Origin of the sequence: Anaeromicropila populeti (assembly GCF_900112775.1) — a bacterium.
Lineage (GTDB): Bacteria > Bacillota > Clostridia > Lachnospirales > Lachnospiraceae > Anaeromicropila_A > Anaeromicropila_A populeti.
The window spans coordinates 257750-282568 of the sequence record NZ_FOYZ01000001.1; the positions used below are offsets into that span (position 1 = coordinate 257750).

Sequence of the window (24819 nt, forward strand, 5' to 3'; positions counted from 1 at the left end):
TTCTCCTTCTTTAGCTTGCTTTTTCTAATACCTTTGCCAGTTCTTCTGGAATAAAGGTAAGCTGGCTGTTGCATGACTGCACAAATGCAATGGCCATTTTTGCCCTTGTCAGAACTTTACCTTCCATTGCTATGACTAAGTGTATCTCTAATTTATTTCTCATTTTTTTAAAAGAGCAAATAGATATTTTTGCTACATCATTTAATCTAGCCGAAGCAACATAATTCACATTTAATCTGGCTACCCGGAATTCAGTATCTCCGTTATTAAACCTTACATCCAGACCCACTGATTCCAAATAATGAATAAATGTCATGCTGCACCATCTCAGATAGTTTGAAAAATTAACTACCTGAAATGCATCCACTTCCTCTGGCAATACTTTATGTTCTAGTTCATATATCATAGATCACCCTCCTACTCATAAGTTAAAAATCCCTTGATTGCAGACAATGCCGCAACTGCGGGAGATACTAAATATGTTTTTGACGATTCACTACCCATTCTTCCTAAGAAATTACGATTATTCGTTGCAACCAGTACCTCATTGTCACCAACGATACCGCCGCCTCGTCCACAGCATAAACCACAGCCTGGATGAGTGATGATGGCCCCTGCTTTCACAAACGTTTCCAAATATCCATTTGTTGCTGCCATTTCATAAACTTCACGGCTGGCAGGAGTCACTACTAATTTTACATTTTTACTAATTCGTTTCCCTTGTAAAATACTTGCTGCCACTTCCAAATCTTCTAATCGCCCATTTGTACAAGAGCCAATAAAAACTTGATCCACTTTTATTTCATCCAGCTCCTTAATTGCTTTTACATTGTCAACATTGGATGGTATGGCTGCTACTGGAACAAACTCTTCTGCTTTATACTCTAATACTTTTATTGTGGATGCACTATCCTCTAATTGAAATTTAGTAAGAATATCATTGGAAACATCTGCATACCGACATGTTTTTTCGTCTGGATAGAACAATCCAACTTTAGCACCTGCTTCTACCACCATATTTGACATAGTTAACCGGGAGGAAATGCTCATGGCTTCCACCGTACTTCCTACAAACTCAATTGCTTTATAGGAGGCACCATCTGCACCTATGTCACCAATGATTTTTAAGATCACATCTTTTGCATAAACACCTTTTGGTAAGCTGCCATCTATTTTGATACGAATTGTTTCTGGAACCTTAATCCATGTTTCTCCCGTTCCTATAATAGAAGCAATATCCGTATATCCCAGGCCACTGGAAAACACTCCAAGGGCTCCATATGTAACAGTATGTGAATCTGTTCCAAATACAATATCCCCTGGTTTTACATAACCCTGTTCATGCATCAGCTGGTGACAAATCCCGTCTGACTCATGGACATTTTTAATGCCTTGCTTTTCTATAAATTCGTGAGCGATTTTAAAATGTCTGATATCTTCTGCTTTTGCTGCTGGAACTAAATGATCAAAAATAATTACAATTCTGTCTGGATCAAATACTTTCTCAAATCCCATCTCGTAAAACTTTTCTACTACAAAAGGAATAAATATGTCATGGATCATAATTTTATCTGGCTTTACCATAAGAATCTCTGACGGTAATACGTTGGTTTTATTTGTTTTCCATTTAATAATTTGTTCTGCAAGAGTCACTACTATCCGCTCCATTCCTATTAATTTTTTGCATTCTCTTTACCAGTCCGCCATCTTCAATTATTTTTAAAAGATTTTCTGGTAAAACAGGAAAATCATATATCTTTTCGTTACATAAAATCCCCTGCGCCTGATCCACTATAATGTGATCTCTTTCGTTACAGTTATCCTGTATCTTGGAGTTTTCAATTAATAGCAGTCCATTGTTAAATGAATTTCTATAAAATATTCTTGCAAATGACTTTGCAATAATACACTTTACACCTAATGCCAGTATCACCTCTGGAGCCTGCTCTCTGGATGATCCACAGCCAAAATTTTTTCCTGCTACAATCACATCTCCTGGTGAAATAAGACCTGCTAAATCTTTACGCAATGCTGAAAATGCAAAATCTTTCATGTCGTATACCGATTTCATCGCAAGATATTGCGTTGGGATAATGATATCTGTATCAATATCATCTCCTAATTTCCAAATGGAACCGTTACATTCAAACATCGTTAGTACCCCCTCTATAAAACCTCTCTTGGATCACAAATTTCTCCTCTTATTGCCGAGGCAGCTACCGTAGCAGCAGATGATAAATATACTTTAGAAGATGCTGGACCACAACGACCTTTAAAATTACGTGTACCAGTGGACAATAATACTTCATTTTCTCCTATTACTCCCTGACAGCTTCCCCAGCAGACGCTGCAATTTGGATTCATAATCATGGCACCCGCTTCAGATAAAATATTAATAAGTCCTTCCTTCAGTGCCTGCAAATATACTTTATTGGATGCTGGTGTAATGATTAACCTGACGTCCTTTGCTACTTTCTTACCCTTTAAAATGGATGCGGCAACCCTTAGTTCTTCTATCCTTCCATTACTACAGGAACCAATAAATCCTTGATGAAATTTTATTCCTTCACACTCTGATACAGGAACAACATCATCAATACAATGAGGTCTTGCAATCACAGGAACAATTTCATCTAAATTGTAGGAAAGCTCCTTACAATAAACCCCATCCTCATCTGCTTTTAAATAGACACCTTCTCTGTAATCTGTCCGGTTGTTTTTCAAGTAATCTTCTACTACTTGATTTGGTTCCATCAGTCCGGTTTTCGCTCCTGCTTCAATTGCAAGATTGCAAAGAACAATTCTGTCATTCATAGAAAAATTGTCAACCGCTTCTCCTGAAAACTCCATGATTTTATAATTGGCTCCGTTTGCTCCTATCTCTCCAATGATACTAAGCATTAAGTCTCTTGCAAAAACACCTTTTTTCAAATTACCTTTTAGTTTAATTTTGATTGATTCTGGAACCATAAGCCAGGTAGTTCCAGTTACCATTGCATACAGAAAGTCAGTTGAACCTACGCCAATTCCAAAAGCTCCCAAAGCTCCATACGAGCAGGTATGCGAATCTGCTCCTGCCACTAAAGTGCCTGGCTGTACATAGCTTTCTATCATAATCTGATGACAGACACCATCTCCCTCATGGAATTTAATCTGATATTTATTTGTGAAATCACGCATTATTTTATGTATATTGGCCGTTTCCACACTATCGGAAGGCATGAAATGATCGGCAATAAAAATAGTATTATCAGGATTATGAATTACCTTATGTTTAATCTGATTTTCAAACATATTAATTGTAATATGAGATGTTCCGTCATTGCTCATGCACAAATCAACATTTGCAGTAACAATTTGTCCCGCAGTAACCTTTTGATTATTGGAAGCTCTGCACAATATTTTTTCACCAAGTGTCATTCCCATGTTCCTGCTCCTCCCTGATTTAGAAATTCAATCAAACCACCTGCTTTTAATATATTAGCCATGTGATCTGGCAGCTTTGTACATTTATACTCTTGATTGTTTACTGTAAGTATACCGTCCTCTATGTCTGCTTCTAGAAAATCATTATCCTGGATATTTTTATAAATACCTTTGCAAACGACTACTGGCAACCCTACATTAATTGCATTTCTAAAAAAAATTCTGGCAAATGACGATGCAACAACTAGTTGAATGCCCAATTGCTTTAAAACACGGGGTGCCTGTTCTCTTGATGAACCACAGCCGAAATTTTCACCTGCCACAATAATGGAACCATTTTTAGTTTCAGGAAAGTTTTCAATTAATGTTTCAAAGGTATGCTTTGCCATTTCCTCAATGTTTAACAAAAGATACTGTGATGCAATAATCTGATCTGTATCAATATCATTTCCTACTTTTATTATATGATCTTTCAATGTTTACCTCCCAAGTGAAGAACAAATTTAAATTTAATGCATACAAATCACACTTGATTATGTATGCATCAAAAAAACATTACAATTTATTCTGAATCAGCTTAATTATATTATTGATTGTTCTAAAATTTTCTGGTGTAAATTCTTCATCTGAAATCTTAATTTTATATGTATCTTCAATATGTGCCATTAACTCAGTAAATCCTAGGGAATCTACTCCTATTTCGTTGCCCAGACTTGCATCTGCTGATATTTCATCTGGCTCCATATCAATTAAAAGTTCATCAATTAAAAACTCTCGTAATTCTTTGCTCATACTTTCTTCTGTGAATTTTAATTCCATAGCAATTCCTCCATTCAGTTCATTAAATTGTATATGACTCTTCATTTTCTAATACAACCGTATCTAAATTGTTTTTCTTCATCTCATCAACCCAGTCATCCACATTTTGAGAAATAATATCAAACGTATTAAAGTGTATTGGCATATATTTTTTTGACTTTATCATCTTTGCAGCTACAACTGAGTCTTTTATATCCATTGTAAAGTTACCACCTATTGGTAAGGCTGTTACATCGATATCATTTAATTCTCCGATTAAACTCATATCATTAAAAACCCCTGTGTCGCCACAATGGTACAAGGTTTTTCCTCCCATCTCAATAATAAAGCCTGTAGGAGGAGCCGATTTCATTGGAGTTACAAATTCAACATCTGTCCCATGAAAAGCTACCGTCATTTTTACCTTTCCCCAACTAAAGCTGCGCTCTCCACCTATGCTGAGAGGCACAATGTTTAATGAATCATCTACACTTTGAAACGCTTTACCTAGTTCATCAATCACAATAAGAGCACAATTATTGTTTTTCACTATTTCAATGCTGTCTCCTACATGATCCATATGACCATGTGTCACCAGTACAGCATCTACTTTAATGTCCTCTGGCACTACTTTTGTCTGGGGATTTCCACTTAGGAATGGATCAATAATCACACTTCCATCTTCAGATTCCAGCAAAATACAGGAATGTCCTAAATACTTAATTTTCGTCATATACATTCTTCCTTTCATTTATGTATTTTCTGTATTAATGAGCTACCTATAATCAATACAGCGTATAACGCTATAATAATTATCATTAAATAATGAAAGTTAAATATTTGTAACACAATACCCCCTGCTATTAATAAACTAGCATTATATAATCCATAAAGCTGTTCCATTGATGACAGCATTTTAATACGAGATTTTTGACTAATGTCTGATTTATTTATATTAGACAATGTAATCGGACGTACTCCTCCTGACGCCAAGCCTAACAGACTAATGCTCAGGATACTGATAATGAGATTGTTGGAGAACCCAAAAATAATAAGTGCGACTAGCAAAATAATGGAGGTGCCTATTGTAAGCATCTTATATCCAATTTTTTCACTAAGTTTTAATACCCCTCTTGATGATATAAAGCCAAATAAATTGAATAAACTTAATATTGCACTAAAATACCACAAATTCACATCTACTACAAGGAAAAAATAATATGGCAGAAATCCTGTAAAACTTGCTAACGTAACTGCTCTTGAACTTGCATAGTAATTCTTCCAGAAATTCACTTCCTGTTTTTCTTTTTTATCTACTTCTATTTCGTTCTCATTTGATGAACTGGAAGTTTTCTCTGCTGTCTCTTCCTTTTTTTCTTCCATTAGCATAATGGATAGAATAGAAAGCACATTGGATAAAATAGACAAAGAAAACATGAATACTTTACTAATTTGAAAAACGACGCTCCCCAATACCCCAGCAGTTAAAAATGCCACATACATAATGCTGTTGGACTTTGCTTCCACTTGTTTATAGTCATAGGAGGTGTCTTCATATCTGGCAAATACTTTTCTTAATAAACTGGAATCTGTACCAGCAGTAAAACTATATCCAAGTCCTGATAATATCTGGCCTGCAATTAATAATGGAAATTGTCCAGACGGCCAGTATACTGCCAAAATAAAGCAGCCTAACCCCAATGCCTTTATCAATTCGCCACTTATAATAATTGCTTTCTGCATATATTTATTTTTTAATCCTAGAATCAACTTAGGTGCAATCATAAGAATGATTCCATACAATGCAATTAATAATTCAATGGTAATAATCGAAAGCTGAAACTGATAAAAAAACACAAATATCATCGGTACATGAAAATAGAAACGTGAAAAGAACCGGTACAAATAGAAACCTGATATATTTTTTTTCATGATACTCCCCCTGTTATGCCTTTAATCTGACTTCCTTTTTTATGACAGCTTCAATTTCCTCTTTTGTAATATCGCCTAATCGTAAAATAACGGGTTCTCCTACTAAAGATATAATGGTACTGGAAGCTGTTGTGTTAATGTCTTCACCAGGTAACAAATAATCCACCTTATCTCCCACCTGTTCACAAGCCAAATCAAAATCTACAAGAATTCCATCGGCCTGACCAGATAAATTTGCAGAAGTCATAGCAACTGGCATTTCTAATGTTTTCATAAAATTTCTCCACAGTGTATTGCTTAAGCAGCCAATCGATACTGTATCACCACCACACACCATTCGATTTGAGACTGTTTCCTTCTTTTTCAAAATAATATTAAGTGGTCCTGGCCAAAAAGCTTTGGTTAACAAATCAACGGTTTCTGCATCTTCTGATTCCGCATATTCTTTCCATTCATCGGGTTCTAATACAAACAACGTTAATGGTGAAGTTGCTGGCCTTCCTTTTATTTTAAAAATTCTATCTATTGATTCTTCTATCCATGGATTTATGGTTAATGCCACGTTGGTATCACTTGGTGCAATAATAACTCCTCCTGATTTTACACATGTGGCTGCAATTTCTAAACTCTTCTGTGATGCATCCAGAATATTATTTAATTCTAACATATTAACTACTCCCTTCTAAACTCTGCTACAAGCTTCTTTCTTGCTCTCGTCTTCTATAAATTGAATGTAATTGCATTATATCCCAAACATTGTTATAATAAAAATGCATATTTGGAATACAATCATGCACTGGAGGAATGTCAATGAACGATATTAGCTTAGAATTATATAAGATATTTTATTATGTCGCTACACAAGGGAACATTTCCAAAGCATCCGAATTACTTTTTATTGGGCAGCCTGCTGTATCTCGTTCTATTCAAAAGCTGGAAAGTATGCTGGGTATTTCTTTATTTTACCGAACCAATAAAGGTGTGCATCTTACAGATACAGGAGAAATATTATATGAATATGTCTCAGAAGCAATGGAAAATCTTTTTGCTGGTGAACAGGCCATAAAAGATGTTTATTCCAAGGAGCAGAACACCTTAACTTTAGGAATAAGCTCAACCTTGTACAAACTTTTTATTCTCCCCTATTTGAAAGAGTTTTTGAAACATAATAATTTAATTATTAATTTTATTGATTGCAGCAGTTCTTACAACACCCTTGATTTATTAGCACAGGGCGATGTAGATATTGGAATTGTTAGTAAGCCCTTTGATTTAACCGGAATTGAATTTTATCCCTTAAATACAATACAGGAAGTAATCGTTGCTACTCCTAATTACATAAAGAAAAATAAAATAAAGAATCAAACTGATTTTTGCAAAAAGATTACGTTAATTTCTTTGCAAAAAGGAAATATAACAAGGGAATATAATGAACAATATTTAAAAAAATTAAATATTGAAATGGAGCCTGAAATTACTACCAGCAGCATGGATTTTATTGTAGACCTGGTTCGGCAGGAAATGGGAGCTGGCATTGTATTTAAAGAAATTGTTGCCAATGAACTTAAGACGGATGAATTGATGGAAGTGTCTTTTCTTCCGCCTATTCCCAAAAGGCAGATTGGAATTGCCATGAAGAATGGGAAGGTAAAAACAAAAGCCATACAAAAATTCATAAAATATTATAGTCTGAAAACTTGAGAGGTGCCAAATGAATAAAACTAGAACCCACATATTGGATTACATACTGTTTGCGGTGAACACAATTATTATTACTGTCCTTGCAAACTATCCTGCGCTACGGCCACACATTTTGAGCAAAGCTGTATTACCTTGTCTAATTCTCTATTACTTATTTTTAAATATTGTTCCTTCTGTCAAAAATGCAAGTTTGAAAAGTAAAAGACTGAAGACGTGCGGAAATGGATGCCGCTTATTAATACTCTTTTTAGTTTCTACTGCTTTTACAGCAATTTATTCTATTGCTGGCTGGTTTGGGTTATATAGAGAAGCTGGTAATTTTCTTTCTGATACTAAACTATGGATGTTTAATCTTCTCTTTTCTATTGGTTTTGAGGCAATTATCTTTTGGAATGGAATTATCCGAGTATATGCAACTTCTAAGCAGCTTGGACTGCGGTATCGAATCCTTGGCATTGTATGTGGCTGGATACCAATTGCCCATTTAGCCGCTCTTGGAATTATAATACATACGGCATCCAAGGAGGTTCAATTTGAAAACAAAAAAATATTATGTAACCTAGAACGCAAAGAACAACAAATCTGTAAAACAAAATATCCTCTCCTTTTGGTGCATGGTGTATTTTTCAGAGACTTTCGGTATTTTAATTATTGGGGCAGAATTCCGAAGGAATTAGAGAATAATGGTGCAGCTGTTTATTATGGAAACCAGCAGTCTGCGGCTTCTGTTGAAGACTGTGGGAAAGAACTAGCCCAGCGAATTCAGGAGATTGTGGAAAAAACAGGATGTGAAAAAGTGAATATTATTGCACATTCCAAAGGTGGATTAGACAGCAGGTATGCAATCTCTATGTTAGGTGCCGCAAAATATACAGCATCTCTTACAACAATCAATACTCCACATCGTGGCTGTGAATTTGCTGACTATTTATTAGGTAAAATTTCTGAGAAAAAACAGCAAATGATTGCAAATGCATATAATTCAGCACTAAGAAAGGTTGGTGATACCAATCCCGATTTTCTGAAAGCGGTTTTTGATTTAACAGCAGACGCATGTAAGAAACGGAACGAACTGATTAAGGACGTTGAAGGGGTGTATTATCAAAGTATTGGTTCTAAGTTAAGTCATGCATTAAGTGGAAGATTTCCTCTTAATTTTTCGTATCATCTGGTAAATTATTTTGATGGGGCCAATGATGGTCTGGTGGGTGAGGATTCCTTTCCTTGGGGCACTAAGGTACAGTTTTTGTCGTCGAAAGGGAATCGTGGCATTTCTCATGGGGATGTAATTGATTTGAACCGAGAAAATATAAATGATTTTGATGTGCGTGAATTCTATGTGGGGCTGGTGAAAGAACTAAAGGAGATGGGATATTAACGTTGGAAAGAACCTTTGACGCGGTTACAGTTCTTTTAACTAGAGCCTTTTATTGTGTAACCGCTTCAAAGTGACTGCTTTTTTCTTGCACATATAGTTCAATATTTGACTATTAAGCTTCCTTGAAAACCTTTTTAAGTTCTTCTAAGTCAATTGTTGTTCTTCTCGCAACACCTAAAAGCTCAATATTCTTTTTATGAATCTCTGTTGTAATTAATTTAAAGAAACGAATCTGTGGAAATTGAGCAGAGTTATATAAAGCTGCCGGTGGAGCAAATTTTTGTCTTATCTCTTCCACTGGCATATGACGTTTGAAGAATAAGCTATGTACTTTCTCAATTTCATCGTCAGCAATCTGTCCTACGATGCCCTTAGCCTGAACTCCATCCATCTCAGCTAGCATTTGTACTGAATCATAGATAGCATAACTTACTTCAGGATTTTCAACAATGTTTTGAATGTGATTACTATCTAGAGCCGAATGGAAATAGATATTAAAATCCTCATCAAACGCAAATGTCATAGGTGCTGCCCATACATTTCCCTCGCTATCACTTGTTGCTAATGTCATAAAGCTGTTTCTTGTTATTATCTCCTTAACAATATTACAATCCTTCATAAACTTCTCTCCTCTTCATTGATGTATTTTTATTTTTTGACCATAAATACTGACCATAATACTTCAGTATGCATAGTTTTGGTAACAAAGAAAGCATTGCTATTCTCCAGACTTGAATTATTGGTTAATGCTAAGTCAACCTTTCCCTCTTCTAGAAGCACCAAAGATTTCGTTGTAGAGTAAGCCTCCACAATTGTATAGTCCTGTTCTTGCATGTTAAGTTCTTTCCACATGTCACTTACTAAGTGTTCAACCGCCTTACAAGTTGCTATTGATATCTTCTGTTTTCCCCTAACTGCGTCCATATCCAATGCTGCAATACCATACTCTGGTGTCTGAATGATAAAAGTAAACATTAACTCTAATATATTATCCCAATAGAAATTTGTCATCTTACCATACGCATTGGGTAAAATAATAAAATCAGCGCCGCCGCCTTTCAATTCTTTTAACGCAATTTCAAATGTATCATATAAGGATATCTTCATGCTATCAGCACCTAGTTCATTGATAGCGTAATTCTGAAAGTATCTTGCAGCTTCACTGCTTGTAGTTCCTTGGGGTCCCATAGTTACAATTTTGCATTTTCTACCATTCATGTATGCAGCCATTCTATCTTTTTTTTCCACACATTTTTTACATATCTCATTATTGTATTTTGTACTTTCCATTACATATCCTTTCCTTATATCATATTGTTATGTAATAAGTAATTCATCAACCCTTTTTCCTTGACAATCTCGGCAACAATACCGCACTCATCATCTTGGATACAGGAAACGTGTACTCCATTGACAAAAATTCTATTGGTATCCAAATCTACTGCTATTCTATCACCTTCATTAGCCCTCTTATATAATTCTTTATCTTCAATAACGAGTAAGCCAAGATTAACTGCATTCCTATAGAATAATCTCGAAAATGATTTTGCTATTACACATTGAATTCCACAGCCCAATATTGCTATCGGTGCTGCTTCTCTTGAGGAACCGCAGCCAAAATTATCTCCTGCAATTATTACATCTCCATCCTGTACACTGTCATAAAAATTCTCTCTCACATCATTCATACAATGCTTTGCCAGTTCTGTTTTATCAGTAGTTGTGCAAAACTGTGTTGGTATGATAATATCCGTATCAATATGATCTCCAAAAATGTGTGCACACCCATCTATGTTCATTTGACTTATCTGATCCGTTTTACTCATTTTTTCCTCTCATGTTTCTGAATACTAATTTACTTCAGGTACTTGGATTTCACCCTCTATAGCAGAAAGCGCAGCAATACTTACATTGCTTAGATATACCTTTGATGACGGAGACCCATTTCTTCCATAAAAGTTTCGATTGGTGGTATACAAACCAACCTGGTCATCCGCCAAAACCCCCATATGTCCTCCCATACATGGACCACAAGAAGGTGGCGAAATAATTGCATTACTCTTTATAAAATCCTTCAGCATTCCCTCTTCTTCCATTTGCATTAGGACATTATGAGAACCCGGTACCAATATCAATTTGACATTCTTATGTACCTGCTTTCCTTTCATATACTGATAGGCTATTCTAAAATCTTCTATTCTTCCATTGGTACAAGACCCGATTACTACTTGATTAATCTTCGTACCAATCAGTTCTTCTGCATTTCTTACATTGGCAGGGCTATATGGACAGCCAATCTGAGGTTTTAATTGCTCAGCTTCTACCTCGTATGTTTCCAGATAATTGGCGTCACTATCTGCTTCTATCCTCTGACAATCTTGTATTCCTTTTTCATAATAATACTGTTCTGTAACCTTATCTATGTTAATAATCCCTGCTTTTGCACCACATTCAATTACCATATTACAAATTGTCATTCGCTCTGCTATCGTCAATTTTTCAATGGTACTTCCGCAAAATTCAATGGCTCTATAGTTGGCCCCATCTGTACCAAGCATCCCAATGATAGATAAGATTAAGTCTTTGGCTTCAACACCACTTTTTAAGTTTCCAGATACTTTGATTCTTATTGTCTCAGGTACCTTAATCCATAGTTTGCTGGTAGCCATAGCGCATGCCATATCGGTGGAACCGATTCCCATAGAAAAGATACCAAGACCTCCATATGTACAAGTATGGGAGTCAGCTCCCACTACAATATCATAAGGTTTCATAATTCCAAGTTCTGGAAGTAATACATGGCAAATTCCGCCTCTATCCTCTTTATAGCTGGTAATATGAAATTTCTTTGCAAACTGATCCAGCATTCGTGAGAGATTGGCAGTGCTAATATCCTTAGGAGGAGCAAAGTGGTCGTGAACAAAAATGATTTTTTCTGGATTTTTTATTTTATTAATATTATATTCTTCTAAAACTTTTAGAGCCAATGGTGTGGTACCATCGGTTCCCATTATGATATCAACGGGTACAAATACTGATTGACCTTTGTAAATATCTCTTCCCAATTTTAATGATATCATTTTCTCAATTAATGTTTGTCCCATTCTGATTACCTACTCAGCTTTACTGTATTTGCTAATATTCTCAATAAAATCTTTCCTGGCTGGATTAAATATATCAAGTGATTTAAATGGTGTTTTTAAAATATTGGCTTCATGAGGAACACCGCCAGGGATTACGCATACATCGCCCTTTTCTAACACCCTTATTACTTCCCCATACTTAATCTCCATGGTTCCCTCAAGTACAATTGTAATTTGTTCATGCTCATGTTCATGTCTTGTCAGTTCAACACTTTCCTTGATATGGAAATTACATACTGTAATATTTTCCGAGGAGACCAGCTTCATATCACACTTATCTCCTAGTATTTCATTATAGCTTTTTACCCAATTATCAATAATCATTTTTCCCTATACTCCTTATAGAATTTGATTACATCATTTTCCGTAAAAGATTCGTCATTACAATCCCTATCCTTTAGCGTATTCCAAAACTCGCCAGCCTCTTCCAGGGTTACTTCATATCCGTGTTTTGCAAGGAAATGCTGTATCGTATTCTTTCCTGCATGTTTTCCAATAATATACTCTCTTGATTTTCCAACCATTTCTGGGTCAAATATCTCATAGGTATTCGTATCTTTCAACATACCATGAATGTGGATTCCTGATTCATGGGTATATGCATTTCTTCCTATAACAGGTTTCAAAATATCCATATTGACTCCTGAATAACGCTCTACTGTACTGCTCAATTCACTAATTACTTTTGTATCGTACTTTAAATTTTGTCCATACAATACTTTTAGTGTCATAATGACTTCTTCCAGGGATGCGTTACCTGCACGTTCGCCAATTCCATTTACAGTAGGGGAACAATATCCTGCTCCTGCAAGTAATCCAGCTATTGTATTCGCAGTTGCAAGCCCTAGATCATTATGACAATGTATCCCGACAGGTCTATTCAAATTATCTACTAGTTTTTTTATGAATGCATATGTTCTCTCAGGTGTCATCCAGCCAACGGTATCTGTCGTTCCCAATAAATCTGCACCTGCTTCTTCCGCTTTAGCGAGAATCTCTAACACAATGTCAACATTTGTTCGAGAGGAATCTTCCAAGCCAAATTCTACAAACAGCCCTTTCTCTTTTGCATACTTAATAGAATTCAAAGCTTTTTCTACTATCTTTTCTCTTTCCTTTATGATATCTGGTCCGAACTTTGCTTTTATATGAGTATCGGAACTTGGTATAAATAAAATCACTCCATCAACACCGCATGAGATTGCATAATCAACGTCTTCTTTCACAACCCTGCACATACTCATGATTCTCATGTTTAATTTGGCTTCACTAATAAGTCTAATCGCATCGCGTTCCCTTTTGGATGTTGCAGCAAATCCTGCATCTATTGATTCAACACCCATTTTATCCAGAAGCATTGCTATCTCTAACTTCTGCTCTGGCGAATAGTTTACACCATTCACCTGCTCTCCATCTCTAAGTGTTGTATCACAAACAAAAAACCTTAATTGCTCATGAGAGTTTAAATTCATATTATCATATGCTTCGTAATTCATACCTTTTAATCACCTCTTTTATATGCTTCCTAAAAAATGAAATTATACCGCTATAAATTGCTCTAAAAATCGATTTACGTCCTCTACTATGTAGTAATCTGCTTCCCTCATCATTGCTTCTTTTTCTTTTATATTGACAGCTATAATGGTTTTGCTTCGCTGAATACCAACTTTATGCTCACTAGCACCTGAGATTCCCAAAGCAATATAGATATCAGGTGCAATAATCTTACCAGTCAAACCAACCTGATATTGATAGTTCCCCCATCCACTATCTACAACTTCTCGTGTGATACAGAAACCATAGCCTTTGCTCTTACAGTATTCTTTTACCATCTCACACTTTTCTTTGCTGCCAATTCCTTTACCTACACCAATAATAACCTTTTGATTGAATCTGATTTGTTCTTTCTCGATTTTCTCAGCTTCACATTGTTGGATTACCAGGTCTTGATAGTCCTCCACAATACCAGTATTAATTCCTTTCACTACATACTGTTTACCATATGTATTAGGCTTCGTAGTCGCCATTTGTACACTAGAGTCCTTTGCGAGAATCACAGCACATAGCTGACCACCAAAAGCTGGCCTGGTTTGAATAAGATACCCCGTATCCACTTGAATATCAAGTTCGATACAATCAGCAGTCAAACCTGATTTCAATTTAGCAGCAACATAGGGAGCAACTCCTCGACCAAGAACAGTACCTGCCATTAGCAGTATCTGTGGTTCTTCCTTGGCTGCGGCCATTAGAACTGCCTCTGCCAGGCTTCGATAAGAGGCTGCTTGCATATTATCAACATTTAATGGATAGGCTCTTGTAACTCCGTACGCTGAAAACCAGTCCTTCTTTGTCTTGCTATATTTATTTATAGTAATAACCGAAAGATTCGTTGCTAATTTCTGCGCCAGTTCACAAGCCTGATTTAACACTTCAATGCTCTCCTCACAAATATTGTCCTCAACAAATTCACACAATACCATAACTGTTTTACGATTGTTTGGCTCCATAAGTATCGTTTCAGCCAGCACATTACTGTCCTTATTAGTTATTTTTGTACTGTCCTGTTCCAGGGTCTGTAAAATGCCACTATACTGTTGGAGAGAAATGTTTTCTTCTTTTCGTTTAATGCTATTAGCCATCGGAACGCATTTTTCTACTTTTGTTAAGGAGCCCTTTAAACCACATAGCTCCTGGTTAATTGCTAAGTCCTCATTTGTAATTACTCTGATTTCTTTGCTGCGGCTTGCTAGAATCCCTTCTGGAGATGCCAGTCTTGGTACATTAGCATCTTTAGCAATAGATACCACACAAGGCAAAGTCAATTTTTCATTTTTAATAAAGGATTTCATGTAGCAGTCACAGCTCAAGTACCCATCTGAAACCTGACAACTATATGCGTTTGTTGCATAATCAATATTCATAAGTGCCGCCAGTTCTGCTGGAACCTGGGCAGTTGATCCATCTGCGGTCTGATTACCACATATAATCACATCAAATCCATTTAAGTATTCAATTGCTCTCTTTAATATGGCGGCAGTTGCATAAGTATCCGAACCTCTAAAAACTGTATCACTTACTAAAACTGCTTCATCAACGCCTAGGGCCAATACCTTTTTAAGCATTGCAGTAGAATTTTGGGCGCCCATTGATAAAACAGTTATTCTACATTCATTTTTTTCTTTTAATCGTAAAGCTGATTCAATAGCAAATAAATCATTGGGATTAATAACTCCTTTTGAAGATCTGTCTATTGTATTATCCTCTGTAATTCTTGTGCAAACATTTTTTGGCACGAGTTTTGTCAATACAACAATGTCTATCATAACCCCTCCTGTCAATTTCAACCGCAAAAGTTTAAGCTTCACTTATCTGTGTGAAATAAACACATTTCTCATGTTTACAATTATGTTGTAAATTAGAAGCCCAGCATTTCTTTGTAGACAATGTTCTTGGCGGAAATTTTAGATTAAAATATTTCTCTGATAAATGAAGAGATTCTATCATTGCTGCTCTTACAGAAGCTACACAGCACCAAGGTCCACCAAGTTTTGCAATTCTCTTTAACGAATCTGCTGTGGCCATATTTGCAATACTTCTCTCCTTATCACTGTTTGGAGTTGCTTTCAGGATAATACTAAATGCAACACCCAGTCCTATTCCCGCTCCACATGCACCATAATAACCGCACCATCCCGCTGGAATCTTATATGCTCTTTCAATTCCTTCTTCGATATCTTCATCCGTCAAGTGTCCTGTCGTATTTTTTACTGCGATCAGAAAAGAAACTGCTGCAATCGTATGTGGAGTGTGTCCTGAAAGACCACACTTGGCCAACATATATTCCCCAACATCAACAGGATTTTTGTATGTAACCTTTGGTGCATATTGACGAATATTATCCATAACTTCTTTTGCACAGCAATCTGCACAAACATAGTGTCCTTCTTCACATAGAATATATGTCATTTCCTCTTTTCCACATATACTACATTTCCCCATCTTCATTTCAGGATTATATAAGACGTCTGATTCACATACAGAACATTTTCCAAAACTCATAACAAATCCTCCATATCATTCTTTTGTATTGCATTTTCGGTATCTTTCAATGTCACTTAGAACATATCTTCCCACATGCATCTGCGCGGCATCTACTACAATGCTTTTTAAACTTCATTGAGTTATACTTTCCCCTTAATTCATTCTTTAGGGATTGTATTTCTTCCTTGCTCAAACTAGGAACCTTTTCAAATGCCGTCCCTTTCACAGGAAGAACTGGTATCAGATTCACAGTATAAACATTGAATTGTGAAATATAATCAATCATATCCTCTAACTCATTATCGTTTACACCAGGGATAACAACGATGTTAATTTTTAACTTTAAATCTGGTATCTCATCAATGATACGTAAAGCCTCATCCTGTAGCCGCATTACTAATCTGCCCATCTCCACCCCTTGGTACAATTCACCATCATATTTTAGAAATTCATATATGTCTCCTAATGTCTCGGCATTTCGTGAGTTCAGCGTTATCGTAACATAATCTAGCTTTGCGTCGATAAACTCATCCTTATATTTCGATAGATAAAATCCATTTGTACACATACATTTTTTAAACTGGTGAAATTTTTCATTTACAATTTTAAATGTACTAAATAATTCTGTAGGATTGGACATTGGGTCTCCAGGACCTGCTACACCTATTATTCTACAATCTGGATAAAGACTAATATTCCTATTGATATAATGTTCAATATCATTAATCTTCAATATTTCACTTGTCACCCCAGGTCTCTCCTGGTCACCTGAGATTTGTCTCTTACAAAAATTACATTTTGTATCGCACTTAGGTGCTATTGGCAAGTGAAATCTATATCCACTCTCCACATCATCAAAACAAGGATGTACTATTTCGTTCATATTTTTCTCCTATGATAGTATTTATTATTTACTTTTGAAAAGTATCAATTGCTTTTGCACGAGAAAACTTGCCATTCTCTGTGTACATAGTTTTCTTATCTTCCTCTTTCATAAGATAAAATTGAATCTCAACTTTATCTGTAGCAGATTGTATTTCTCCCATTTTGTTAATGTATTCTTCTATCTTAGTAAAATCTGCAACATTTCCTTTATCATAGAGCACTACAATATTTAATACGAATTTATCATCATTGGTCTGCTTTTTATAGATAACAACATCTTTAATATCAAAAAGGCCCTTGATTTTTTGTTCGATACTAGCTGGGTTGATTTTTTTACCATTATTCAGCACCATTGTATCGTTTTTTCTTCCATTGACATAGAAAAAGCCTTCTTCATCCATTTTACACAAGTCACCTGTCGCTCTTCTTTTCTCCATTCTGTCCAGCTTTCCATCGATGTAATAACCACTTACAATTGGATTTGGACTATTGGTAATAAGCTCGTCCTGCTGGATTTCCACATCAATAATTGGCTTTCCAACAGAACCTATTTTATTCAGGCCCACTTTATTACAGCAGATCATTCCAATCTCAGTCTGTCCATAAATCTGATAGATTTCCATCTCTGCATCACGATAAAATTCCAGTATATTATTATCGATTGGTGCCATTCCTGTTAATAAGTAACGCATTTTATTACCTAAAATACTCTTTAAGACATCATTTTTGCTTTTTCCATTCTTGTTTTGCTCATAGCTCAGATTATAGAAAAAGTTAGGTGCAGCTAAAAGAATACTTGGTTCTAAAAGTTTTAGTGAATGAAATAATAACAATTCATTTCCAAGTGAAATATTAACATGATTCATAATACAGCCCCAGGATAAAAATCTCTGCTGATAATTTGATAAAGGCATAAAAATCATAAATTTATCTTCTGGAGTAAATTCCATATAATGAAAGAAATTATTTGAGCTCCAAAGAGAACCCTGCTTTGTAATTCCCAAAGCCTTTGGAATTCCAGTTGTACCTGATGAAAACATAATACTTATGTCCTTTTCATCATTTTCATCTGGCTGTAGTTCAATCATTGTTGTGGAACCATCCTCTTTCAATAAGGATGCTGCTGCAATCTGCTTTTGTGACAAATTGACTGATTTTCTATTTGTAATTACATACTCTGTTTGGAAACTCGTTAGTCGTTCATCTAATAGTTCTTCTTTTTCTCTCCCGTTTGATATAATCGTCTGTGCACCTATCAGTAATAATGCAGAATCACAAACCAGGAATTCGTAAGTATTTTCAATCTCCAGACCTACAATGCTGCTTGCCTTAATTCCTTGACTAACTAAATTGCTATAACATTTACTAATATCACAATACATCTCTTGAAATGTCTTCTTAATCGTCTCGTATCCCGATCCATTCCATAAGAGATAATCGATGTGATTTTTATCATTGTCTTTCATACTGGTAAAAACATCATAAAAATTATGAAACTGCAATTATATCACCTTATTCTTTCTTTTATTTCGTTGCTAAATAACGATTAATCTTATCAATGAAATCCTGAATTGTATTGATACTGTTATCAATTAAAAACTCAGGGCTAAAGGAACATTGATACTTTTCCTCAAGACGAATTAAACATCTTAGCCAGCCGATGGAATCAATGTTTACATCGGCTTTAATATTGCTTTGAACTGTAATATTTGAATCCAATGCCATCTCATTTACTAAGTTCAGCACAAATTCTGTTACATCATTCTCCTGCATATGCCATCCTTTCTGCCATTCTAAAAATGAACCCAGAGCTTCAACCTACTGAAACTCACACTTTTTGCAATAATGAACTATAATAGTTGATATCAAACGTAGGTTCCACATCAGGAGTGTATATCATCAGATACTCTCCCTTATTTATTTCCTGCTGTTCCATATAATCTTTTAAATTTCTTATAATATCGATATCACACATATGCCCGCCATCAGCAATGTTGTCATAATAAAATAATTCTGGATTCACTTTTGCATAATAGCTATACAAATCGTGAAATACACTATATCCTGCATTGGGCTGAATGATTTTCCGAATTGTTTTCTCATTACATTTGTATTGCTTCATGGATTCAACCAAGAATTCCGACCCCTTCTGAATCAAATTCATTCTGCTTAAGGAAGGATCGTGTCGCATCGCTCCATGAATATCATATACTGCATTATTATAATTCAGAGACTTATTATCGCATACTTTTAATTCTCCATGAGAGGAGACCAAAGTCAGCCCGACCCCATCTCCCCTCATTGTAAATCCAATATATCTGTCTTCAACATTCTCCCAATAGCAACCAGAGATAATTAAAATATACTTATCCTCTTCCAGAAGTTTATCTGCTATTTTAAGACCGCATAAGGTTGCTGCACATGGATGCATGATAGGAAGAATCATACTATTAGAGAAACCAAAATCAGCTTGTAAACTATGTATAGTAGATACATGATTTGCCCTAAACAAATGTTCATTGCCACACATGATATAGGTCACCTTTTTCACATCAATATTTGCAGCTTGTAACATCTTATCTACCATCTCATAGACTTTTTCAGAAAATTCCTGTCCATCTTTAAAATATGCAATTCTATCTAATCTTGTATCCTCTTTGAATCGTTTAATATGTGCATCCATATCTGTTATACTACTTTTTTTGTCTTCTGACAGATTATGAAAAATACCTTCCACATCCATCTTCTGTTCTGGAAGAAGGTAATCCATATAACATATGTATGAACTCATATGACCCTACTTTCTATTAATTATAAATTGATATAATATCTTGATTATTAATTGCCGGATACAGAATATTATCAATATCTTCCTTTGGAGGTAAAATACCTAATCTTGTAAAGGTATCCAATAGTGACTGATACTCTGCAAAAAATCCACTATTTACATGATCAAGATTCATATCTTCCGTTGTTGTTGATGCCAAGTATGCATCAAAACTTCTCTTATCTGATACAAAACGCTCACCGTACAATTTCGCACAAGGATCCGCAATTCTAGGTAAATTCATAGCATTTGCAATGTATCGAGTTTCGTTATCTGTTAAATTGACAATTGGTGTAATTTTCGTTATATCAGTATCTGGTATACCAAGCAGAATCTTTGGATATGGGCTGAAAAACGAGGTCTGTAACCGGTTAAAATAATATTTGGAAGGATAATTTTTCTTGTCCTCTTCCCATGTTCTTCCGCTGGATCTGATTGTAAGTGATTCTAACACATATAAAAGATCGAATTTGGTTATTCCAACGGATAATGTCACCTTTTTCCCACTCTTGTATTCTTTGCTTAAGTATTCACACATTGCTCTATATAGTCCAATAAAGCACATTACACAAGGAGTCTTTGCATTATATATTACGTTTTCGTCTACTCCAGGCGCCTGATCTACATATACTGTAGGAATTCCTTTTTCTTCCCAGAACTTTCTTGTGACATCAACTGCTTTTTTCTGTTCGGCAGCATATTGCCACTGTTCAGAATCCTTTTTAAAAAACTCATCTGGTCGAAATTTCCAAGCTGGAGTTGTGGCAGTTAAGAGTTCAAGCTCCAGATCATTTCTTTCACGATATTTGAATTCATGTAACATTAACGCCATTACCTGCGCATCTTTTCCACCTGACATTCCAATTGATACCTTATCGATATCATCTGGAATTAATTCATAATCTTGCACCATTTTACTAAATTTACTATAGGCCGCTTCAAATACTGGTAAAAATGAATCTTCTTTCATTTTATTATTCATATAGTACTTCTCCTTATATCATATCTAACTCTCGTTTGTGATTTTTAAGCACTAGATAAGTTTTAGCTCTTGTAATACCTGATCCATAGTGGCAGCATTCTTTTCACTCATTGGTGTTAATGGTAATCTTAGCTCGTTGTTCATATGGCCTGTCTTATACAAAGCGTACTTTACAGGAATAGGATTAGCCTCTAATGACAAGGCTTTGTTCATTTCTATCATCCTTTTGTTAATCGCTATTGCTTTCTTTAAATCTCCAGCCATTACCTCATTATATAATTCAACTAACTCTTTTGGCATAATGTTACCGATTACAGAGATAACTCCCTTTCCTCCAACAGCAAGCAAAGGAAGGAACGTAGCATCATTTCCTGATAATACTGAGAAATCTTCAGGTGTTCTTGCTACCATTTCAGCAACCTTTTCCATATCAGAGGAAGCTTCTTTAATTCCAATCATACGGTCCAATTTAGCTAATTCTGCAACTGTATCAACAGATATATCCGTAATTGTTCTTCCTGGTACGTTGTAAATGATAATTGGCACTTTTTCTGTTGCATCATAAATCGATTTAAAATGCTGGTATAAACCTGCTTGTGTTGGCTTAACATAGTAAGGTACAACAGACAACACGGCATCTACCTCTAATTTCTCTGCCTCTTGTGTCAAATAGATGGCTTCACTGGTAGAGTTTGCACCACAGTTTGCAATAACTTGTATTCTGTTATTAACAAACTCTTTCGTAAACTTTAACAACTCTACATGTTCTTCCATTGACAGCATAGAGGATTCCCCTGTGCTTCCACATACTACAACACCAGCTATTCCACTATCAATTAAAGATTCTACATACTTTTTATAACCATCTAAATCAATTTTCCCATTGTTAAATGGAGTGGCAACAGCAATATATATTCCTTCTAACTTCATGTCTTTGTCTCCCTTCTCCAATATTATAGATGTTTTGCAAATACCGAATCTAAGATAGCAATGCATTCATCAATTTCTTTTTCGCTAATGTTCAGTGCTGGCATAAATCTTAACGTCTTAGGATTTGGTGCATTTATCAATAAAAACTTATCCATGCATTCTTTTGTAATTTCTACTGCAATTTCTTCCTTCAATCCTATTGCCAGCAGTAGTCCTAATCCTCTGATTTCATTCATGACGGCATATTTCTCCATCAGCATTGCTAATTTACCTTTGAAATACTCATTCATTTTTTGAACATTTCCACAGATATCCTTATTTTTTAATTCCTTGAATACGGATAACCCAACTGCACATCCTAATGGTGTCATGCTATAGGTTCCACCTTGATCACCTGCTTCAAAACAGCAGACAGCGTCTTTGGCTAATAATGCTGATAGTGGAAATCCTCCGCCAATTCCTTTGGCTAACGTCATGATATCAGGTTCTATATTGTAGTATTCATACGCGAACATATAACCCGTACGTCCCATACCAGTCTGAACTTCATCGAAGATTAAAAGAATATTATTCTCATCACAGAGTTTTCTAATTTCTGCTACATATTCTTTATCTGCAACGATTACGCCAGCTTCACCTTGAACCAATTCAAGCATAATAGCACAAGTATTCTCGTTGATATTCTGTTTGATTGCTTCAATATCGTTATATTCTGCCCATTTGAACCCATCTACTTTTGGAGAATATATGTCTTTCCATTTTTCTTTACCTGATGCTGACATTGTGGCAAGTGTTCTGCCATGAAAGCCATTGACTGCCGTAATGATTTCATATGCTCCATTCTTATATTTAGCCCCATATTTTCTTGCAAGTTTAATGGCGCCTTCATTTGCTTCGGCTCCTGAGTTTATGAAGAAAACCTTGTCCATGCAAGAACTATTCACTAACTCATCTGCCAGTTGAATTGCAGGCAGGTTATAGTATGATGGACTAGGATTAATTAACGTCTTAGCTTGTTCCTCCAATGCCTGTACCATTACTGGCGCGCAATGGCCTAAGCAACAGACAGCCCATCCCTGAATCATATCTAAGTATCTATTATTAAATGTATCCCATAAGTATGAACCTTCACCTTTTTCAAATATTATCTCAGGTCTATCCGTTACATACATAATAGATTTCTTTGCTTTTGCAATATTTTCGTTAAACTCTTTTTGCTCCATAGCTTTACCTCACAAACTCTTATTTTTTCATTAACAACATGTTTTTCTTTTGGTTTTCTGCATATCATCCTTTGTTGGTCTTTCATAGCTGAAAAGGTCACAGCAGCAATCTAAATCATCTTTCTCCTGTTTTTCACTGTCAGCACTTTCTTCACAACAACATTTCTTTTCGGTTTCCTCATTTTCACAACAATTTTTTTTCATTTCTTCACTCATTTTCATTCATCCTTTCTAAATCATTTTATGTGCATTAACAATTTTATTGTAATAATTCTCAATAAAATTCAATGTTCCTAAAAATCCTGTGTAACTCTCATCTTTCATGTGAATCTCATATGTTCCAGGATACTCAATGTTAACATAGGCTACTGGCTGATTATTTCTGACTGCATAGTATTCTACGTCACTACCAAAAAGCACTTGTACTTCATGAGTCTGTAAAAATGTTATTACTTCTGTTCTGTCATTGGTAACTAATATTTCCTTAACGGAATAGTTATCTTCTATGTATTGCTTGATTTCTTCTTTCTTATCTAAGTCAGTTGTCTTTATTACGACGTAATCTACAGAATCCTCTAATTCATGAATCATCAATTCCAACAACCCAAAGGATATATCTTCATACGCGGCAATTGCTTTTGTCAGTCGCTTTATAGATTCAAAATGTCGAAATGTATTAACGCGGCCTAAGCTGCTTAAAAATTTATTTCTTGCCTGCGTCCTTTTCTCCATCAGTTTTTCTTCCAAATCTAACACTTCCATGTTACATGCCTGGATTACCTTCTGAACGAATTTCTCAGAGTTCTTTAATCCTATTGGATACGGCACTTGAATATATGGAATCGAAAAAGCTTCCTTCATATACTCAGCACATTGCTTACCATAATTCTGGTCAAGCATTACGTTTAGTATAGCGTCAGAATATTCCTTAATCTCCTCTATCTCTGCGTCCAGGAACAGGACTCTTGCTTCCACACCAAATTCATGCAAAAGAGCCTTTAACTGTCTTGCGTCTTCCTTCCATGTATAGCTTTTTCCGACTGTAGCAAATATATTTATAATTTGTTGTGGATTACTATTTTTTCTACAGATAGACTTTACAATCTGATACATCGTCTTATTTAAGCCCTTTATTTGTGAATTGGTAAAACTTCCACCCTCAATGCAAATGACTGGAATCTGTAAGTCCAGTTTGTTAATACTGCCTTTTATATCATCTCCAATAATCTGAGATCCACATGTGGTAACAACTGCAATTGTACTAGGATGATTTTCATAATACTCATCAAGAATTTTCTCAGCAACATCATTTTCGCCCCCAAAAATAGTGGAACGTCTACACATTTCTGTATATGAGAAGTTTAAATTATCGACTATTGATGCTTCATATGCTGGAAATACACATCCTCGTGGACCATGTATTACAACTGATGCATTTTTTATCTGTGCCATCACTTGGGAAACTCCCAGGATTCCGCATTTTTCAATAGAATCCAGACATTTCTTATGTACTGTATTATCAATCTCATTATTCATAATTTCTCCTATGTTTT

28 protein-coding genes are annotated in these 24819 nt (G+C 35.4%); 2 read left to right on the forward strand and 26 right to left on the reverse strand.

The features are described 5' to 3' along the window. Positions 1 to 10: 10 nt before the first annotated feature. The 9 genes from BM305_RS01140 to BM305_RS01180 all read right to left on the reverse strand — a co-directional run bounded on the left by BM305_RS01140 (position 11) and on the right by BM305_RS01180 (position 6823). Positions 11 to 406 carry an acyl-CoA thioesterase gene (locus tag BM305_RS01140; RefSeq protein ID WP_092558853.1) on the reverse strand — a complete coding sequence of 132 codons (396 nt, stop codon included), beginning with the start codon at positions 404 to 406 and terminating at the stop codon, positions 11 to 13. Positions 407 to 417: 11 nt separating this feature from the next. Then, positions 418 to 1668 carry an aconitase/3-isopropylmalate dehydratase large subunit family protein gene (locus BM305_RS01145; RefSeq protein ID WP_330393391.1) on the reverse strand — a complete coding sequence of 417 codons (1251 nt, stop codon included), beginning with the start codon at positions 1666 to 1668 and terminating at the stop codon, positions 418 to 420. Continuing rightward, positions 1628 to 2152, reverse strand: coding sequence for a LeuD/DmdB family oxidoreductase small subunit (locus BM305_RS01150; protein WP_092558854.1), 525 nt, complete (start codon positions 2150 to 2152; stop codon positions 1628 to 1630). The genes BM305_RS01145 and BM305_RS01150 overlap by 41 nt, the downstream gene beginning before the upstream one ends. A gap of 14 nt (positions 2153 to 2166) precedes the next feature. Further along, positions 2167 to 3426: a 3-isopropylmalate dehydratase large subunit gene (locus tag BM305_RS01155; protein ID WP_092558855.1), complete on the reverse strand. Its 1260-nt coding sequence runs from the start codon at positions 3424 to 3426 to the stop codon at positions 2167 to 2169. Beyond that, the gene (locus tag BM305_RS01160) at positions 3417 to 3902 is read right to left on the reverse strand and encodes a LeuD/DmdB family oxidoreductase small subunit (protein ID WP_092558856.1); all 486 of its coding nucleotides are present in this window, start codon (positions 3900 to 3902) and stop codon (positions 3417 to 3419) included. The genes BM305_RS01155 and BM305_RS01160 overlap by 10 nt, the downstream gene beginning before the upstream one ends. A 79-nt stretch (positions 3903 to 3981) precedes the next feature. Then, positions 3982 to 4245, reverse strand: coding sequence for an acyl carrier protein (locus BM305_RS01165; RefSeq protein ID WP_177214488.1), 264 nt, complete (start codon positions 4243 to 4245; stop codon positions 3982 to 3984). A gap of 22 nt (positions 4246 to 4267) precedes the next feature. Continuing rightward, entirely contained in the window at positions 4268 to 4957 is a 690-nt protein-coding gene (locus tag BM305_RS01170; RefSeq protein WP_207649448.1) for a metal-dependent hydrolase, read from the reverse strand. Between the two features lie 14 nt (positions 4958 to 4971). Next, positions 4972 to 6156 (reverse strand): MFS transporter, encoded by a 1185-nt coding sequence (locus tag BM305_RS01175; RefSeq protein ID WP_092558858.1) that lies wholly within the window; start codon positions 6154 to 6156, stop codon positions 4972 to 4974. A gap of 13 nt (positions 6157 to 6169) precedes the next feature. Beyond that, the gene (locus tag BM305_RS01180; RefSeq protein ID WP_092558859.1) at positions 6170 to 6823 is read right to left on the reverse strand and encodes an L-threonylcarbamoyladenylate synthase; all 654 of its coding nucleotides are present in this window, start codon (positions 6821 to 6823) and stop codon (positions 6170 to 6172) included. Between the two features lie 143 nt (positions 6824 to 6966). Here BM305_RS01180 and BM305_RS01185 point away from each other — a divergent pair, with 143 nt between their 5' ends. Beyond that, positions 6967 to 7857: a LysR family transcriptional regulator gene (locus BM305_RS01185; RefSeq protein WP_177214489.1), complete on the forward strand. Its 891-nt coding sequence runs from the start codon at positions 6967 to 6969 to the stop codon at positions 7855 to 7857. A gap of 10 nt (positions 7858 to 7867) precedes the next feature. Beyond that, the gene (locus BM305_RS01190; protein ID WP_143099110.1) at positions 7868 to 9235 is read left to right on the forward strand and encodes an esterase/lipase family protein; all 1368 of its coding nucleotides are present in this window, start codon (positions 7868 to 7870) and stop codon (positions 9233 to 9235) included. A gap of 112 nt (positions 9236 to 9347) precedes the next feature. On the opposite strand, the gene BM305_RS01195 is transcribed toward BM305_RS01190, so the two are convergent. Genes BM305_RS01195 through BM305_RS01275 form a run of 17 tightly spaced genes read right to left on the reverse strand, consistent with a single transcriptional unit; the run spans position 9348 to position 24802 of the window. Then, positions 9348 to 9854, reverse strand: coding sequence for a pyridoxamine 5'-phosphate oxidase family protein (locus tag BM305_RS01195; protein ID WP_092558861.1), 507 nt, complete (start codon positions 9852 to 9854; stop codon positions 9348 to 9350). 29 nt (positions 9855 to 9883) lie between these two features. Then, positions 9884 to 10525, reverse strand: a complete 642-nt coding sequence (locus BM305_RS01200) for a hypothetical protein (RefSeq protein ID WP_092558862.1) — start codon at positions 10523 to 10525, stop codon at positions 9884 to 9886. 14 nt (positions 10526 to 10539) lie between these two features. Further along, entirely contained in the window at positions 10540 to 11061 is a 522-nt protein-coding gene (locus BM305_RS01205) for a LeuD/DmdB family oxidoreductase small subunit (protein WP_242940422.1), read from the reverse strand. A 24-nt stretch (positions 11062 to 11085) separates the two neighbouring features. Further along, positions 11086 to 12339 (reverse strand): 3-isopropylmalate dehydratase large subunit, encoded by a 1254-nt coding sequence (locus BM305_RS01210; protein WP_092558863.1) that lies wholly within the window; start codon positions 12337 to 12339, stop codon positions 11086 to 11088. Between the two features lie 9 nt (positions 12340 to 12348). Continuing rightward, positions 12349 to 12702, reverse strand: coding sequence for a cupin domain-containing protein (locus tag BM305_RS01215; RefSeq protein WP_092558864.1), 354 nt, complete (start codon positions 12700 to 12702; stop codon positions 12349 to 12351). Further along, positions 12699 to 13874, reverse strand: a complete 1176-nt coding sequence (locus BM305_RS01220) for a homocitrate synthase/isopropylmalate synthase family protein (RefSeq protein ID WP_092558865.1) — start codon at positions 13872 to 13874, stop codon at positions 12699 to 12701. The genes BM305_RS01215 and BM305_RS01220 overlap by 4 nt, the downstream gene beginning before the upstream one ends. A 42-nt stretch (positions 13875 to 13916) precedes the next feature. Beyond that, positions 13917 to 15701: an FAD-binding protein gene (locus BM305_RS01225; RefSeq protein ID WP_092558866.1), complete on the reverse strand. Its 1785-nt coding sequence runs from the start codon at positions 15699 to 15701 to the stop codon at positions 13917 to 13919. Between the two features lie 31 nt (positions 15702 to 15732). Beyond that, entirely contained in the window at positions 15733 to 16437 is a 705-nt protein-coding gene (locus BM305_RS01230; RefSeq protein ID WP_092558867.1) for a DUF5714 domain-containing protein, read from the reverse strand. 52 nt (positions 16438 to 16489) lie between these two features. Next, positions 16490 to 17302: a radical SAM protein gene (locus BM305_RS01235; protein WP_092558868.1), complete on the reverse strand. Its 813-nt coding sequence runs from the start codon at positions 17300 to 17302 to the stop codon at positions 16490 to 16492. Between the two features lie 28 nt (positions 17303 to 17330). Beyond that, complete coding sequence (locus BM305_RS01240; RefSeq protein ID WP_092558869.1) at positions 17331 to 18806, reverse strand: AMP-binding protein; 1476 nt, start codon at positions 18804 to 18806, stop codon at positions 17331 to 17333. Between the two features lie 22 nt (positions 18807 to 18828). Continuing rightward, positions 18829 to 19077 (reverse strand): acyl carrier protein, encoded by a 249-nt coding sequence (locus tag BM305_RS01245; protein WP_092558870.1) that lies wholly within the window; start codon positions 19075 to 19077, stop codon positions 18829 to 18831. 55 nt (positions 19078 to 19132) lie between these two features. After that, positions 19133 to 20095 (reverse strand): hypothetical protein, encoded by a 963-nt coding sequence (locus BM305_RS01250; protein ID WP_092558871.1) that lies wholly within the window; start codon positions 20093 to 20095, stop codon positions 19133 to 19135. A gap of 16 nt (positions 20096 to 20111) precedes the next feature. Then, positions 20112 to 21113, reverse strand: a complete 1002-nt coding sequence (locus BM305_RS01255; protein WP_092558872.1) for a tRNA lysidine(34) synthetase — start codon at positions 21111 to 21113, stop codon at positions 20112 to 20114. A gap of 51 nt (positions 21114 to 21164) precedes the next feature. Then, positions 21165 to 22043 (reverse strand): 4-hydroxy-tetrahydrodipicolinate synthase, encoded by an 879-nt coding sequence (gene dapA, locus BM305_RS01260; RefSeq protein ID WP_092558873.1) that lies wholly within the window; start codon positions 22041 to 22043, stop codon positions 21165 to 21167. Positions 22044 to 22066: 23 nt separating this feature from the next. Then, entirely contained in the window at positions 22067 to 23266 is a 1200-nt protein-coding gene (locus BM305_RS01265; RefSeq protein WP_092558874.1) for an acetylornithine/succinylornithine family transaminase, read from the reverse strand. Positions 23267 to 23296: 30 nt separating this feature from the next. Beyond that, on the reverse strand, positions 23297 to 23482 hold the full coding sequence (locus BM305_RS01270; protein WP_092558875.1) for a hypothetical protein: 186 nt from the start codon (positions 23480 to 23482) through the stop codon (positions 23297 to 23299). A 15-nt stretch (positions 23483 to 23497) separates the two neighbouring features. After that, entirely contained in the window at positions 23498 to 24802 is a 1305-nt protein-coding gene (locus tag BM305_RS01275; protein ID WP_092558876.1) for a nitrogenase component 1, read from the reverse strand. Between the last annotated feature and the right edge of the window lie 17 nt (positions 24803 to 24819).